The organism is Streptomyces sp. NPDC048584 (assembly GCF_043199595.1).
GTDB classification, from domain to species: Bacteria; Actinomycetota; Actinomycetes; order Streptomycetales; family Streptomycetaceae; genus Streptomyces; species Streptomyces edwardsiae.
On sequence record NZ_JBICWF010000003.1, the window covers coordinates 441,292 to 455,289 of the forward strand.

11 protein-coding genes and 4 pseudogenes are annotated in these 13,998 nt (G+C 66.4%); 11 read left to right on the forward strand and 4 right to left on the reverse strand.

Annotated features, from left to right (window positions below; genetic code table 11):
- The first annotated feature begins 259 nt into the window (after nt 1-259).
- The 8 genes from ACGFR9_RS09980 to ACGFR9_RS10015 all read left to right on the forward strand — a co-directional run bounded on the left by ACGFR9_RS09980 (nt 260) and on the right by ACGFR9_RS10015 (nt 7,602).
- Nucleotides 260-1,090 carry an ABC transporter ATP-binding protein gene (locus ACGFR9_RS09980; RefSeq protein WP_393205009.1) on the forward strand — a complete coding sequence of 277 codons (831 nt, stop codon included), beginning with the start codon at nt 260-262 and terminating at the stop codon, nt 1,088-1,090.
- A complete protein-coding gene (locus ACGFR9_RS09985; protein WP_393205012.1) occupies nt 1,083-1,790 on the forward strand; it encodes an ABC transporter ATP-binding protein in 708 nt (235 codons plus the stop codon). The genes ACGFR9_RS09980 and ACGFR9_RS09985 overlap by 8 nt, the downstream gene beginning before the upstream one ends.
- A 2-nt stretch (nt 1,791-1,792) precedes the next feature.
- Nucleotides 1,793-2,668 carry a branched-chain amino acid ABC transporter permease gene (locus tag ACGFR9_RS09990; protein ID WP_393205014.1) on the forward strand — a complete coding sequence of 292 codons (876 nt, stop codon included), beginning with the start codon at nt 1,793-1,795 and terminating at the stop codon, nt 2,666-2,668.
- Nucleotides 2,665-3,828 (forward strand): branched-chain amino acid ABC transporter permease, encoded by a 1,164-nt coding sequence (locus ACGFR9_RS09995; protein ID WP_393205017.1) that lies wholly within the window; start codon nt 2,665-2,667, stop codon nt 3,826-3,828. The genes ACGFR9_RS09990 and ACGFR9_RS09995 overlap by 4 nt, the downstream gene beginning before the upstream one ends.
- Nucleotides 3,825-5,006 (forward strand): ABC transporter substrate-binding protein, encoded by a 1,182-nt coding sequence (locus ACGFR9_RS10000; protein WP_393205019.1) that lies wholly within the window; start codon nt 3,825-3,827, stop codon nt 5,004-5,006. Before ACGFR9_RS09995 ends, ACGFR9_RS10000 begins: the two co-directional genes overlap by 4 nt.
- 91 nt (nt 5,007-5,097) lie before the next feature.
- Nucleotides 5,098-5,907: an SDR family NAD(P)-dependent oxidoreductase gene (locus tag ACGFR9_RS10005; RefSeq protein ID WP_393205022.1), complete on the forward strand. Its 810-nt coding sequence runs from the start codon at nt 5,098-5,100 to the stop codon at nt 5,905-5,907.
- Between the two features lie 4 nt (nt 5,908-5,911).
- A complete protein-coding gene (locus ACGFR9_RS10010; RefSeq protein WP_393205025.1) occupies nt 5,912-6,376 on the forward strand; it encodes a MaoC family dehydratase in 465 nt (154 codons plus the stop codon).
- A gap of 89 nt (nt 6,377-6,465) precedes the next feature.
- Entirely contained in the window at nt 6,466-7,602 is a 1,137-nt protein-coding gene (locus tag ACGFR9_RS10015) for a PucR family transcriptional regulator (RefSeq protein ID WP_393205028.1), read from the forward strand.
- Between the two features lie 295 nt (nt 7,603-7,897).
- Here ACGFR9_RS10015 and ACGFR9_RS10020 read toward each other — a convergent pair whose 3' ends face one another.
- The 3 genes from ACGFR9_RS10020 to ACGFR9_RS10030 form a co-directional block, all read right to left on the reverse strand.
- On the reverse strand, nt 7,898-9,247 hold the full coding sequence (locus tag ACGFR9_RS10020) for a cytochrome P450 (RefSeq protein WP_393205031.1): 1,350 nt from the start codon (nt 9,245-9,247) through the stop codon (nt 7,898-7,900).
- 85 nt (nt 9,248-9,332) lie between these two features.
- Nucleotides 9,333-10,670 (reverse strand): cytochrome P450, encoded by a 1,338-nt coding sequence (locus ACGFR9_RS10025; RefSeq protein ID WP_393205034.1) that lies wholly within the window; start codon nt 10,668-10,670, stop codon nt 9,333-9,335.
- 134 nt (nt 10,671-10,804) lie between these two features.
- Nucleotides 10,805-11,653 (reverse strand): hypothetical protein, encoded by an 849-nt coding sequence (locus ACGFR9_RS10030; RefSeq protein ID WP_393205037.1) that lies wholly within the window; start codon nt 11,651-11,653, stop codon nt 10,805-10,807.
- Between the two features lie 1,166 nt (nt 11,654-12,819).
- On the opposite strand from ACGFR9_RS10030, the pseudogene ACGFR9_RS10035 reads away from it, so the two are divergent.
- Nucleotides 12,820-13,011, forward strand: a pseudogene (locus tag ACGFR9_RS10035) (transposase); the annotation flags it as partial.
- A gap of 23 nt (nt 13,012-13,034) precedes the next feature.
- Here the strand turns inward: ACGFR9_RS10035 and ACGFR9_RS10040 are convergent.
- Nucleotides 13,035-13,208: pseudogene (locus ACGFR9_RS10040) on the reverse strand (transcriptional regulator); the annotation flags it as partial.
- Between ACGFR9_RS10040 and ACGFR9_RS10045 the strand changes: the two are divergent.
- Nucleotides 13,198-13,383 (forward strand): annotated as a pseudogene (locus ACGFR9_RS10045) (IS630 family transposase); the annotation flags it as partial. The pseudogenes ACGFR9_RS10040 and ACGFR9_RS10045 overlap by 11 nt on opposite strands.
- Nucleotides 13,360-13,980 (forward strand): annotated as a pseudogene (locus tag ACGFR9_RS10050) (transposase family protein). The pseudogenes ACGFR9_RS10045 and ACGFR9_RS10050, both read left to right, overlap by 24 nt.
- Nucleotides 13,981-13,998 lie beyond the last annotated feature (18 nt).

The window sequence follows — 13,998 nt, forward strand, 5'->3', positions numbered from 1 at the left end:
AGAACGCGTCGTCATCTGGGCTGGCTCCAACATGTCCGCGATCCGCTTGGAGTCTTCGACAGTCACCGACCCAGCGAGGCGGGAGACCCGGTACGCGCTACGAACATCGCAAGTGCCTGGCGCCACATCGGGGTCGATCACCGTTGGAATTCGGAACAACGGACGCGGACGGTCTTTGGATTTCGCTCCGTGGTTGGGACAGCACGCTTTCCGTATTCTCCCTCAGGTCCATGTGACCTACGACACGAAAGGGCGACTCATGGCTGCGTCCTTCACCTCGGCTGAGCAGCAGAGCCGGCCGTCCTCGCTGAGCGCCGCGTTGCGGCTGGAGTCCGTCACGGTCCGGTTCGGCGGTGTGACGGCGCTGGACGATGTGACCTTCTGTGTGGCCCCCGGGGAGATCGTCTCGCTGATCGGGCCGAACGGGGCCGGAAAGTCGACGGCATTCAATGCGATCTGCGGGCTGGCGCCGGTCGTGAGCGGCCGTGTCCAGTTCGCCGATACGAACCTCCTCGCGCTGCGACGCCACGAGATCGTGACGGCCGGGATCGCCCGGACCTATCAGGGTCTCCAGGTGTTCCCTTCGCTGACGGTGGGCCAGAACCTCACCATCGGCTATCACTCCTTGCGGAGGAGCACGGCCCTGGCACACGCGGCACGGCTTCCGCGTGTCCGGCGAGAGCGTGCTGCCGCTTCCGAGGGGGCGCGTCGGGCGGCGCGGGAGTTCGGGCTCGACGCCCTCTGGGACCGGGTGGTCTCCGAGCTGCCCTACGGGACACAGAAGAAGGTGGACATCGCCCGAGCCATGGTCTCGGAACCACGGCTTCTGCTGCTGGATGAACCGGCCGCCGGACTTCCGCAGCATGACCTGGACGAACTCACCGATCTCGTCGCCTCGTTGAGCACCCGGTTCACGATGTCGGTCCTGCTCGTGGAGCACCACATGTCGATGGTCATGTCCGTCAGCGACCGGGTGGTGGTGCTCCACCACGGGCGCTTGATCGCTGACGGTACGCCGGCGGACATCCGGAACGATCCCCACGTCCTCGAGGCGTATCTCGGTCGCGACCGACGGGACAGCCATGCTTGAGATCCGCGACCTCCATGTAACCTACGGCGCCGTAGAGGCCGTCCGTGGCATCTCGCTCACCGTCGAGGACGGGAGCATCGTGGCGCTGATGGGCGCCAACGGCGCCGGCAAGTCGAGCACTCTCAAGTGCATCACCGGACAGGTCCGGCCGGCACGCGGAGAGATCCTGTGGGACGGCGTTTCGCTGGCGGGCATGAGCGCCGTCCGGATCGCGCGCCAGGGTGTCGCATGCGTTCCCGAGGGCCGGGGGACCTTCGGTGATCTGACGGTCCTCGACAACCTGAAGCTGGGTGCGTACCGCCTGCGGGGAACGCGCTCGACGGCGTCGAAACTCAAGGCGGTCTACGACTTCTTCCCCATCCTGCGGGACCGTCGGGACCAGCTTGCCGGCACCCTCTCCGGTGGCGAGCAGCAGATGATGGTCATCGGACGTGCGCTGATGGCGGAGCCTCGGCTGCTGTTGCTCGACGAGCCTTCCCTGGGTCTGGCTCCGAAGATCGTGGACCAGGTCTACGAGATCGTTGCGGACATCTGCCGTCAACTCGACCTGGCCGCCCTCGTCGTCGAGCAGGACGCCTCGATCGCCTTGTCGATCTGCTCATCGGGCTACGTGCTGCGCAACGGGGTGGTCGCCGTCCACGGGACCCGCGACGACCTCGTGAACGACGCGGCGATCCGCGACAGCTATCTGGGGGCTTGATCATGACCTTTCAACTCATAGCCAACGGCCTGGCCAGCGGCGTGATCTACGGGATGGTCGCGCTCGCGATCGTGCTGATCTTCCGCTCCACGGGGGTGCTCAACTTCACGCAGGGTGAGATGGCGACCTTCACTACCTTCATCGCGTGGACGCTGATCGTGCATCTCGGCCTTCCCTACTGGCTCGGCTTCACCATCACGGTGCTCGGCGCCTTCCTGCTCGGCGTCATCGTGGAGCTGGTCTTCATGCGGCCGACCAGTCGCTTGCCTCACCTGTCGGTGCTGATGGTGACCCTTGGCCTCTACCTCCTCTTCAACGCGCTGTCTCATGAGTGGTGGGCGTCCGAAGCCCGCTCGTTCCCGACGCCGTTCCCCGCGGGTGTCCTCCGGATCGGCGGGGTACGCCTCAGCTGGGTCACCGTCGGGATCTTCGTGGTCGCCGCCTTCGTGGTGGTGGCGCTGACCGCACTGTTCCGGTTCACCAAGCTCGGGCTGGCGATGCGCGCGGTGGTGTCGAACGCTGAGGCGGCACCTCTGATGGGCATCAGCGTCAAAGGCATCGTCTCGATCGGCTGGGGGCTGTCGGCGGCAGTCGGGGCGATCGCGGGAATGCTGGCGGCGAACCTCCTGCTACTGGACGCCAACATGATGACGTCCGTCCTGCTGTTCTCCACCACCGCCATGGTGCTGGCCGGGATGACCAGTGCGGCAGGCGCTGTCGTCTGCGGGCTCCTCCTCGGGGTGATCAACTCGCTCGCGACCCGCGTCTCCTTCATCGGAACCGAGTTGAGCACCGTCACGACCTTCATCGTCATCGTGGCGATTCTCGCGGTGCGGCCGGCCGGCCTGTTCGGCAAGCGGACGGTGGTGAAGGTATGAGTGCTCTCACCGCGCACCGGCGGTCAATGACCGTGGCAGCCGTCGGCTCGGCCGCGGGCCTGGGCATCACCTACCCGCTGGTGTTTCTCCCCGGCGCCGCCGCGCTCTGCCTGTGCTGGCTCCTCGGCTACCTCGCCGGAACGATGGCCGGGGGCGGACGTCACCTCGCGGCGACCGCCGCTCTCGTCCCTCCGGCCGTCGCCGCACCGGCCTTCATGCCGCTCCTCGACGTGACCCAGGTTCTCATCCTCGGCATCGCCGTGCTCGGCCTGAACGTCATCGTCGGCTGGGCCGGTGAGCTGAACCTCGCTCAAGGCACGGTGGTGGGACTGGGCGCCTATGTCAGTGCGATCCTCTCGGTTCACCACGGCTGGCCGATTCTCCTCACCCTGCCGATCGCCGCCGCACTCTGCGCCCTGGTCGGGCTGTTCCTGGGGCTCGTCGCCCTGCGCTTCGAGGGCATCTTCCTCGCCATCCTGACGATGTCGTTCGCCCTGATCCTGCCGATCGTCCTCAAGCACTACGACGGTCTCACCGGTGGAACCCAAGGCATCATCGTGCCTGACGTGTCACTGCCCGGCGATCAAGCGACGGGTGAGTACGCACTGACGCTCGTCTGTGTCGTACTGGTCGTGCTGCTGACCCACAACGTCCTGCGTGACGCGATCGGGCTCGCGCTCAACGCCGTTCGCGAAAGCCCGATCGCGGCCGCGGGCAGCGGTGTGAGCGCGAGCCGCGTCAAGATCACCGCATTCGTCTTCGGCTCGGTCCTTGCCGGCGTCGCGGGTTCCCTCTATGCGATGACGGTCGGCTTCGTGGGCCCGGACAGCTTCGGACTCTTCTACGGCATCCAATTCCTCACGATGGTCGTGGTCGGCGGCGTCCGGTCGATCGCGGGGTCGTTCCTCGGCGCGTTGCTGATCTTCCAGCTCAACGCTCACGTGTCACCGATCGATCTGGCGGCCGTCGTCGGAGCCGACGGACTCGCGCTGTCGCCCCAGGCGGTCTTCGCGTTGATCCTGATCGGCGTCCTGATCGCGACCCGCAACGGAGTCGTCGGCCTCCTGACGAAGGCCGGACGCGCCCTCCCCCTTCCGTCCTCCGTCTCGCGGAAACTCCGGCGGGACCGATCATCCACCCTCCCAGAAGGAACAGCATGAGAATCACCCTCAATATGCGGTCGGTCGCCCTGATGTCCGTCACGGCAGTCGCCCTCGCCGGCTGCGGCGGACGAGGCGGAGACGACGCCGGCAGCACCCCGGGCGTGACGGACGACTCGATCGTGATCGGTATGACCGCGCCGCTCAGCGGGCCGCTCGCGGCGAACGCCGACGCCGCGAAGGGTTTGCAGGCCTACATCGACTCGATCAACGCTCACGGTGGCATACACGGCCGGAAGATCAAGTTGATCGTTCGCGACGACGCCTACGACCCGGCGAAGGCCGTGACCGAGACGACCCGGCTGGTCGCGTCCGACAAGGTCTTCGCCCTGGTCGGAGGCGTGGGATCAGCGACGCAGCTATCCGTCTACAAGCAGATGAACGACCAGCAGGTACCCACGCTGCTGCTCAACACCAGCTTGGACACCTTCGTCGAGCCGGTCTTGCCGTACGTCTCCCTCATGCTGCCGTCCACCAAGAACGAGCAGAAGGCGCTGATCAACTTCGCTCGGAACGAGTACAAGGACGCGAAGGTCGGCGTCCTCCTGCAGAACGACGACATCGGCCACACCATGACGGGAGTCTGGGAGAAGGCCTACGGAGGCGACTTTGTGGCAGCCGAGACCTACGACACCACCGACACCGACGTGGCGAACCAGATCGCCGCGCTCCGTCGGGCCGGCGCCGAGGTCGTCGTGTTCCTGGGATCAGTCAAGTTCACGTCGCTCGGACTGCTGGCGATGCAGCGAGACGGGTGGGACGTGCCGCGTATCACCCAGTCCACCGGGTTCGACACGTCCGTGATCGAGACAGCCGGCGATGCCGCGGATGGAATCATCACCGTGAACGCGCTCAAGCCGGGCGACTCCGACGAGCCCGGCGTCGCGGCGACCCGCGAGATCCTCAAGAAATACGGCAAGGGCCTCGGCCCCAACAAGACGGCGTTCACCGGTATCGCGAACGGCATGGTGCTCGAGCAGATCCTGAAGGACGCGGGCAAGGATCTGACCCGCGAGAGCCTGATGAAGGCCCACGACTCACTGAGCATGACGGCCGACGGACCATGGTACGGAACCATCGAGCTCAGCCCCGAGGACCACGAAGTCCTGCAGTGCGAGCAGTTGCTCCGCAACGACGGCGGCTCGTTGACCCCCGTCGGTGACGTCATCTGCCCATGAGCGCTGCGCCAGGGACACGGCGAGCCAGAGACACCTCAATTCTCCACCGCACCGTGCCCAGCCGCGGTGCGGTGGAGGGAAGGACCGAGACATGGATGAGCTGAAGGACAAGATCGCCCTGGTGGTCGGCGCAGGCGTCGACGGCGACGAAGGCATCGGCAACGGTCGGGCCACCGCGATCACCTTCGCCCGCGAAGGGGCGCAGGTCGTCTGCGCCGACATCGACGAGTCGTCGGCGGAGCACACGGCGCAGCTGATCAGGGACGAGGGACACGCGGCATCCGCCGTGACGTTCGACGTCACGGACCTGGCCCAGGTCGAACGAGCAGTCGAGTCGGTCATCGCCGCGCACGGTCGTATCGACGTCCTCGACAACAACGTCGGCATCGGGGTCGTCGGCGGTGTCACGGACCTGGACCCAGCCGACTGGGAGCGGGTGATACGGGTGAACGTGACCGGCGCCTTCAACACCATGCGACACGTCATCCCGCACATGGTCGAGTCCGGCGGCGGCAGCATCGTCAACATCTCCTCGCTGGCCGGCGTCCGGTGGATGGGCTATGCCGCCGCCTCGTACTACACGAGCAAGGCCGCCCTCAACCACCTGACGCGGACCACGGCGGCGGAATTCGCCGCGCGGAACGTGCGGGTCAACGCCATCCTCCCCGGACTGATCAAGACACCGATGGTGACCAACGTGGCCGGACTGACCGGCGCCTACGACAGTGCCGACACCGAGGAGATGTGGCGCGAGCGCGAGCGGCGGGTGCCCATGGGGCGCATGGGGCAGGCCTGGGACGTCGCCAACGCCGCCCTCTTCCTCGCCAGCGACCGCTCGGCGTACGTCACGGGAGTGGAACTGCGCGTCGATGGCGGGATCACTCTTGTGAGCGGGCGCTGAGATCATGACCCGAGTGTTCGACACGCTCGACGATTTCACGTCCGTCGTGGGCGAGGAGCTCGGTACGAGCAGCTGGGTCACCGTCACCCAGGAGCAGATCGATCGGTTCGCCGAGGCGACCGGCGACCGTCATTGGATCCATGTCGATCCGTGCAGGGCTGCCCACGGCCCCTTCGGCACCACGATCGCGCACGGTTATCTGACGCTGTCGCTGCTGGCCGTCTTCGCAAAGGAGATCTACCAGGTCGACGGCCTGGCGATGAATATCAACTACGGTGCCGACAATATCCGGTTCCGCGCCCCTGTCCCAGTCGGCTCCCGACTGCGCGGAACGGCGACGCTCACCGACACGACCGCGATCCGCAAGGGCACACGGACCACGATCAGGTTCGTGGTCGAACGCGAAGGCGGCGACCATCCGGTGCTGGTCGCCGACGTGCTGTTGATCATGGCCGCCTCACCCTCGTGAACACCCGAGAGGCCGAAGCCCACCCAGCCCCTCCAGGTCGGTTCGCGGTGCCGGGGGCCCACGGCGGGGGTGCGTCTAGGATCGGACGTATGGATGTCCCACGTCGGCCCAGTGCCTCGGTCCAAGAGGTCGCCGAGGTGCTGTATGCCAGCGTGGACCAGATCTGGGACCGCGCCTACACGGCTCTCATCGAGATCTCGTCGTATCGGGAGATTCCGTGTGATGCCCTGCGCGCAGCCCATCGGTTGAATGTCGAGCGGGCGGCGGCGACCGTCCGGTACGGGCGGTTGCCGGCACCGGCAGACATGGCAGAGGCACAGGCCACCACCACCGCGCGGCTGCGCGCGGGTCTCCCGATCGAAGACATCATCCGAGGTTACCGGCTTTCGATCAGCGCGACGTTCGAGCAGTTCGTCGAGATCGCCAAAGATGCCGGGCTCGACGAGGACGAGCTGATGAAGGGGATCGGTCTGCTCTGGGGACTCAGCGACCTGTTTGTAGCCCAAGCGGTGCTGGCCCATCAGCGCTATGCGGTCGAGGTTGTGATCGGCGAGACGCGGCTGCGCAATGATCACGTGCGTGCAGTCCTCGACGGGAAGGTGTCTCGGGCAGATCTCGAGCAATGGCTGCCCGATGCGCCAGGCCCCTTTCGCGCCTTGCTGGCACGCGTCAACGGTGGCGAGAGGGACGTCGACGAGGCGCGGTTGGAGTTGGAGAGGGCCCTTGCCAGGGCCAACGTCAGCGGTGTCATCGGTGTCGTCGACGGAATGGTCACCGGGTACGTCGTCGATGCCGTTCCGCGTGCGGTCGAAGGACTGAGCGTGGCAGTGGGTCATCCGGTGACGTTGGATGACCTGCCCGCCTCCCTCCAGCTCGCGCGCAGGCTGCTCGCCGCCGATCGTGGCGAGGCAGTCCTGACCGTCGAGACGTGCGGGTGGCGGCTGACGGTGGACACCATCGAACCGCTTGCCAGCCATCTCCGCTCACGGTACGTCGATCCGCTGCTGGAGCTCGGCGAGTTCGGTCCGGATCTCCTTGCCACACTCGCGGTGTATCTGGAATCGGACCGACATGTCGATCGTTGCGCCGCTGTCCTCAACCTGCACCCCAACTCGCTGCGTTACCGACTCCGACGACTCAGCGATCTCCTCGACGTCGACCTCAACGAGACCGACAGCGTCATCGCGCTCTCCATGGCGCTCGAGCTGGCGAGGCGCCCGGCGTAGGTGGAGCTGATGCGGAGCTCGCCAAGTGGCAGCAGGAAGGCGTGTGTCGAACTGGGGCACTGCCGGCGGTGGTAGTCGGAGTACGTGACCAACATCGGCTTCGCCGCATGAGCCCTGTCCGCTGTTCGTCCCGGTCACCGCCGCGTTCGGTGCAGGGCATCGCACGGGGACAGTTCCTCCTCGATCACACGGCGGGTCCGCACTCCACGATGCGTGAGGATGGGCCCGACTGGTGGTGCCCCGACACCTCCTCTTGCGTGCCGCGGCACTCGGCGTCGGCTTCAGCCCACCGGCGTCAGCTCGGGGACACGGCTCGGGGACGTGTGCGCATCGGCAGTTTGCGGGGCCGCAACGTGATGCTGAGAGCGGGACGCCTCTTGGCGCCCGGCGCGTGTTCCAGACGCCAGCGGGTGGTGATGGTCGCCAGGGCGAGAGTGGCTTCTGCCATGGCGAAGTTGTCGCCAGGGCATTTGCGGGCCCCGGCAGCGAACGGGATCAAGGAGTTGCGGGGCGGCTGAGGGCGCTCGGGATCCCATCGGTCGACGTCGAAGTCTTCCGGCCGGTCGTGGAGATCGGACCGGTGGTGGATGATGTAGGAGCTGTAAGCCACGCTGGTGTCGGCGGGGAGGAAGTGCCCGCCCAGGCGAGTGTCAGTGGTGACTGTGCGAGTGAAGAACCAGGCGGGTGGACGCAGCCGAAGCGTTTCGGTGATCACCCGGTTGGTGAACTGCAGTTGCGGCAGGTCGGCGTGGGTGGCCGGCGCGCCGTTCAGGACGGTGTCGACCTCGTCGTGCAGTCGGCGCTCGATCTTCGGATGCTGTGCCAGGAGATCCAGCGCCCAGGCAAGAGCGGAGGCGGTGGTCTCGATCCCGGCCAGAAGGATGGCCACGATCGTGTCGATGATCTCCGCATCCGTCATCCCCTGCCCGTCCGTCTCGACGTCGCGAGCCGCAAGCAGGGCGGACAGCAGGTCGTCATGGTCGGTGCCGTCGGCACGGCGCTGGGCGATGATCCGGCCGCATGTGGCGTGCAGCCTGTCGCGGGCGCGTGCGTAGGCGCGGTTGCCCGGGGTGGGCAGCCGGTCCAGTGGCGGAACCAGGAACATGCGTTTGTAGAAGCCGGCGAAGAGGGTCTTGCCGGCGTCGAGGAGACGGTCGAGTTCGTCCCGGGGCAGCGTGTTGGAGAACAGAGTGGCAATCGCAATCCTGGACGTGATGTTCATCATCTCGTCGGGCACGTCCAGGACCTGCCCGGGGCGCCATGAAGCGGTTGCTTCGTCGATATAGCCGGTCATGGTCTGTGCGTAGCCGGGAAGCCGAAACGGATGGAACGAGGGCTGGACGAGCCGTCGTAGCCGCCGGTGTTCGGCGTGCATGCTGGTGCCGATGCCGTTGCCGCTCACTTCCCGCGCCCGGTCATACATCGGGCCGCCCTTGTCGAAGGTGCGGTCGTCGAGCAGGACCTGGTGGGTCAGAGCTGGATCACACACGACCACGAGGGGGAAGGGGCCCAGACGGATCTTGACCAGGTCACCGTAGGCGGGCAGTGACGACAGGAAGGCGGTCGGGTCCCGCAACAGGGGCATCAGATGACCGACCAGAGGCAGCGCCTTCGGGGCGGTGGGGATCGACTGCAAGTTCTTCATGGTCGCTCCAGAATGTGGCCGTGCGGGGGCGGCGGCGGGGGCCTTGGTGACGGATGAGTCCGGTTTCCGGCGGTGCTCGGACGTCTCAGGACCTGGCCCGCACCACCATGGGCAGGTGGTCGGGGCGGAGCACTGCCGCGGGGACTTCTCTCACCTTCCTGCGGGTGGCGGGGGCAAGTCGCCAGTTGGCGGCGATCGTGGCGAGGTTGATCGCCAGCTGAGTGAGGGAGAAGTGGTCGCCCGGGCATTTGCGAGGGCCCGCGCTGAAGGGCTGGAAGGCCTCACGCCGGGGCGGTGCGAGCCAGCGGTCCGGGTCGAAACGCAGGGGATCGGGGTAGAGATCGGGGTCGCGGTGCATGGTTGTCGCGCTGAACAGGATCTCCGCTCCCGCGGGCAGATGCGTATCGCCGAGCCTGACGGGGTTGATGGTGCGGCGCATCTGGATCCAGGAGACGGAGTGGAGACGGAGTGTTTCCTGGATCAGGCGCTGGGTGTACTGGAGTTGAGGAAGATCGTCGAAGGTGACCGGGCGGCCGTCGAGGACGGTGTCCAGCTCGTCGTGCAGGCGTGCCTCGACGGCGGGGTTGCGACCGAGTTCGTAAAGGAGCCAGGAGAGTGTGTAGGCGGTGCTGTCCGCGCCGGCAACCACCATGGTGATCACCTCGTCGTGGATCTGCTGGCGACTCATCGGCTCGCCGGTCTCCTCGTCGCGTGCCGCGATGAGGAGTGACAGCAGGTCGTCTCGCTCACCCTCCGCGCGAAGACGCTCGTCGAGGATGGTGTCGACGATGGCCTTGAGTCGCTCACGTGCCGCTTCGAACTTTCGAGTGCCGGGGAGGGGCAGACGCTCGACGAAGTTCGGCGTCATGGTGCGCACGATGACCTGCTGGAGGAAGACGCCCACGCACGAGTCGATCTCGGCGATCGTGCCGTTGTCGATATCGGTGCCGAACAGCGTGCGCACGGTGGTCCCCACGCTCAACTCGTGCATGACCCGGTCGACGGCGATGCGCTGCCCCGGCCTCCAGGAGGCGATGACCGATTCGGCCTGTTCCCGCATGGCCTCGCTGTAGCGGCGCAGACGGGGGCGGTGGAAGGCGGGCGTGATCAGGCGCCGCTGCCGGTGATGGAACGCGCCCTCCGAGGTGGCGATGCCGTTGCCGACGACTGGTCGTGTCTTGTCGTACATTCGGCCCTTGGTGTAGGAGCCGGCATCGGTGACGAGGACGTCGTGCAGCAGTTGCGGCGAGTTGACGACGTAGATCGGCAGCGTGCCCAGGTGGAGGGCGACGATGTCGCCCTGACCGCGCAGGTCCTGAAGGACCTTCAGCGGTCCGCGAACGAACTGCAGGGCGTGACCGATCACCGGGAGGCGTCCTCGTGCCGGCGGAGGGAGATGGGAGACGGCCGGGGTGGTGGACATGGGGATGTTCTCCCTTTCAGGAAGCGGGATGAGTATGAGCGGCGGCCGCTCCGCTCGGACCGGGGCTCGGCCGGGCACCGGCACGTGGGGGAGGGTGCGGAGCGTTCCGTTATGCGCGCGTATTCGCTGCCTACTCAGGCACCGTGGAAGTTGCCCCTGTAGCGCGGGGTGTTGTCGTACCAGTCGTACAGACCGGACAAGTAGCTCTGGGCGCCCCGGACCCAGACCCTCATCTGCTCGGCCTCAGAAGGCGACAGGCGCACCTCCGCGGCAAGTTGCGGCAGTTTCACCTCTACCAAGTGGTCAAAGTGTCTGACCCGGTCCTCGATGAGACCGGTGGCGATCTTGTGTGCCTGATCCAGGCCGCCGCCGAAAACGTCCCTCAGGACCAGCATGAGATTGTTGATCTCACCTTCATCGTTTATCTCCATGTCGTAGGAGACGGCCTCGTTACCCAGAGCCATGACGTCGATGAAGGCGTCCAACAGCGAGGTGACCACCTCTGTTTCGCGAAGGGTTTCAGGGATTTCAGCACCTGTGGCCATCGCGGCGAAGCAGGCCCCGGTCCCGCCGGCGAATGTCCGACGCCTGAGCCCGATGAAATCGATCAGATCGGGCACCCGGTCATCACAGATGTTCTCCAGTTCGAGCGCGGCTCCGGTGACGAATTCATGAATTGCTCGCGAGAAGTCCCGACGCCAGCGGAGGGATCGCCCCTGTGCGAGGCGCGGCCACAAGTCGGCCAGCCCTCGCTCTACCGCGTCGGCCGGCTCGGGAACGGGATGCCCGGGATCTGGGTGGATGAAAGTGCAGAGCCTACGAGCGTATTCCCAACCTCCTTTTCTGTCATGAGACTTCTTGTAAGCCGAGGTGAAGTGGTCGTCGTAGGCGAATATCCAGACAAGCGCCTGGTTGATGAGGACGAGGTCGTCCGCTTTCGCGTCAGGGGCAATCTTCGCCGCGAGCTCAGGTACGGCGATCATGCGCAATCGATCCGGTTTCCAGACTCCCTCGGACTGGGACGGGCCCGTACGCAGCATTCCCATGTCACGAGCCCAGATCTCACACTCTTCGTGGGAGACCGCGAGGTACGGATTCACTCGCACCTCGTACGGCAGGGAAACTCCAGTCGCACTGAATACGGGAGCTTGATCGGCAAGTCCGCGCATGGAAACCTCCTATGGGTCGAGCGGAAACGGAACTCCCGAGAGAGCGGTGGAACTCGCCCGCACGCGCGGACCCGCTCCGGCAGCAGTGGCGGGCGGGACAGGGCGATCACCTGGTGCTGACGGTTCCCAGGCCCCGTGAGAGGCACGCGAATCCCCGTGCGGCGGCAGCGGAGACCGGGACCGCGTGGGTGTGGGCGGGCGGCAGAGTCACCCACCACGGTGTCGATCTAGGAGTTGCTGAAGGGTGTGACGCTGTCGGTGGTGGGCTGGCGGCGGAGACACGGCGGCGTCGCCGGTAAGCCCCCGCGCCTGCGCGGGGCTGACGATGACCGGCGCGAGAGGCCGTCCTCCACAGTCGCACGAACACCTGCGACCCCTTTGCGGAGTCGGCGGGGCGTCAGGGGCGGGGCCGACGGTTGGATTTGGAGGGGGGTGGACAAGACGACATCCTTCGTCAGTTGCCCTCGTCAGGGCGGTAGCGATGGCCGCACCGAGCACAGCCGCAGTGCTGTACGGAAGCCAACTACGCCTGGCGTGCGGGAGGTAGAACGTTCAGTCTCAACTTAGAAGGCGCGAGCGGTCATGTCAATACCGATCGTTCTGTCTCCTGTGGGCTGCCTTCAGCGCGCGGTGCCCTTGTGTGGTCCCAGCCGACCGGGGCTGCCGGCGGCGGCTGTTGCAGCCATATGAAACCCGGCATGAGCGCGGACGACGTGGTGGGTCGCCTCGCTGATGAGGAAAGCCGTGGCCGGCACACCTGGGGAGGTCGAAGCGGCCCAGCTTCCTCTTCCGAACCGGCGGATGCGACCGCTTGGGCTGCTGGAGCAGTAGGCCGTGTATCGACAGTGGATCTAGGGCTGGGGTCTGCCAATGCCTCCGACACCGGCGACACCACCTTTTCGATCATCTCGACTGGGGGCTCAAGTCATACCGGGGCCGAAGGCCGGGAGCCTCCTTGCGAGGCCACGAAGAAGGTAACGGGGCCCTTGACGGGACCGAATCCGACCGACCGCGGCAAGTCGGGGTCGAAGATTCACCTGCTCACGGACCGGAGCGGGCTTCCCCGGTCACTGGGCATCTCGGGCGCCAACACGCACGACGGCAAGGGCCTTGAGCTGCTCGTGCGTGGCATCCTGCCCCTCCGTTCCCGGCGCGGACCTCGAAGGCGACGCGCGGCAACTACACGCCGACAGGGCTACGAATGTGCCAGCAGTTCCAGTGCACCCACGCTGTCCGTCCCGACGGCCGGCGTGTACCAGAGCGGGCGTTGACGCCCGTCCTCGCTGAAGAGCGTGAGGCAGGTGTCCTCGATCAGAACCAGCACGGAGTGGTGGAACCGTCTACGGGCGTCCCGCCGGACCGGCTCGTCCCGGCTCACCCTGGTGGAGCGCTGGTTCGCCGAGCTGACGCACATACGGATACGGCGAGGCGTTCACAAGAGCGTCCAGGTGCTGGAGAGGGACATCCGTACCGGGAACGCCGATCCCATGCCGTACGTATGGACGAAGACCGCGGACGAGATCCTCGAGCGCCTCGCAAGTCATCTGAACGGAATCCTGATTCAGAAGACTTGCTGCTTCGGCAAGCTGGTGACCGCCCTGCGCCGTGAGGGAGCGGACGCGGTCCGTAGAGGCCGGCCGTGGAGCCTGCCCCTGGAGGACCGCGTCCTGTTGGTCGCGGCGCGAGCAGCGGTGCGAGGCGGTTGATAACGCGGTCGCGCCAACAGTTCCGCAAGAGCACCGTGCTCATCGTGGACGGCACCCTGGTCCCCACGCGTGACCATATGGTGGCCGAGCAGTCGAAGAACCACCGGTACTCCATCAACCACCAGCTCGTCGCGGTTGGCCGGCCTCTGCCCCGGCAACCGCAACGACTGCAGGGCATGGGAGTTGTCCGGAGCGAAGGCCGCCATTGGCAACGCCATGGTGATTGCTGACGGCGGTCACCGCGGCACTGGCCTGGTGATCCCCCGGAAGGAGGAACACAACCGCTCACACCGCAAGGTCCGCGCCCACGTCGAGCACGCCTTCGCCCGCATGAGGAGCTGGAAGATCCTCCGCGACTGCCGCCTCAAAGGTGACGGCGTCCACCACGCCATGCTCGGCATCGCCCGCCTCCACAACCTCACCCTCACCGGGTGACCGGGGAACGGCGCTGGT

Bases quoted from the DNA above. Each gene is read 5' to 3' on its own strand.
- ACGFR9_RS10005 (WP_393205022.1), top strand. From the start codon at position 5,098: ATGGATGAGCTGAAGGACAAGATCGCCCTGGTGGTCGGCGCAGGCGTC.
- ACGFR9_RS10030 (WP_393205037.1), bottom strand. From the start codon at position 11,653: ATGATCGCCGTACCTGAGCTCGCGGCGAAGATTGCCCCTGACGCGAAA.
- ACGFR9_RS10025 (WP_393205034.1), bottom strand. From the start codon at position 10,670: ATGTCCACCACCCCGGCCGTCTCCCATCTCCCTCCGCCGGCACGAGGA.
- ACGFR9_RS10010 (WP_393205025.1), top strand. From the start codon at position 5,912: ATGACCCGAGTGTTCGACACGCTCGACGATTTCACGTCCGTCGTGGGC.
- ACGFR9_RS10020 (WP_393205031.1), bottom strand. From the start codon at position 9,247: ATGAAGAACTTGCAGTCGATCCCCACCGCCCCGAAGGCGCTGCCTCTG.
- ACGFR9_RS10015 (WP_393205028.1), top strand. From the start codon at position 6,466: ATGGATGTCCCACGTCGGCCCAGTGCCTCGGTCCAAGAGGTCGCCGAG.
- ACGFR9_RS09985 (WP_393205012.1), top strand. From the start codon at position 1,083: ATGCTTGAGATCCGCGACCTCCATGTAACCTACGGCGCCGTAGAGGCC.
- ACGFR9_RS09980 (WP_393205009.1), top strand. From the start codon at position 260: ATGGCTGCGTCCTTCACCTCGGCTGAGCAGCAGAGCCGGCCGTCCTCG.
- ACGFR9_RS10000 (WP_393205019.1), top strand. From the start codon at position 3,825: ATGAGAATCACCCTCAATATGCGGTCGGTCGCCCTGATGTCCGTCACG.
- ACGFR9_RS09995 (WP_393205017.1), top strand. From the start codon at position 2,665: ATGAGTGCTCTCACCGCGCACCGGCGGTCAATGACCGTGGCAGCCGTC.
- ACGFR9_RS09990 (WP_393205014.1), top strand. From the start codon at position 1,793: ATGACCTTTCAACTCATAGCCAACGGCCTGGCCAGCGGCGTGATCTAC.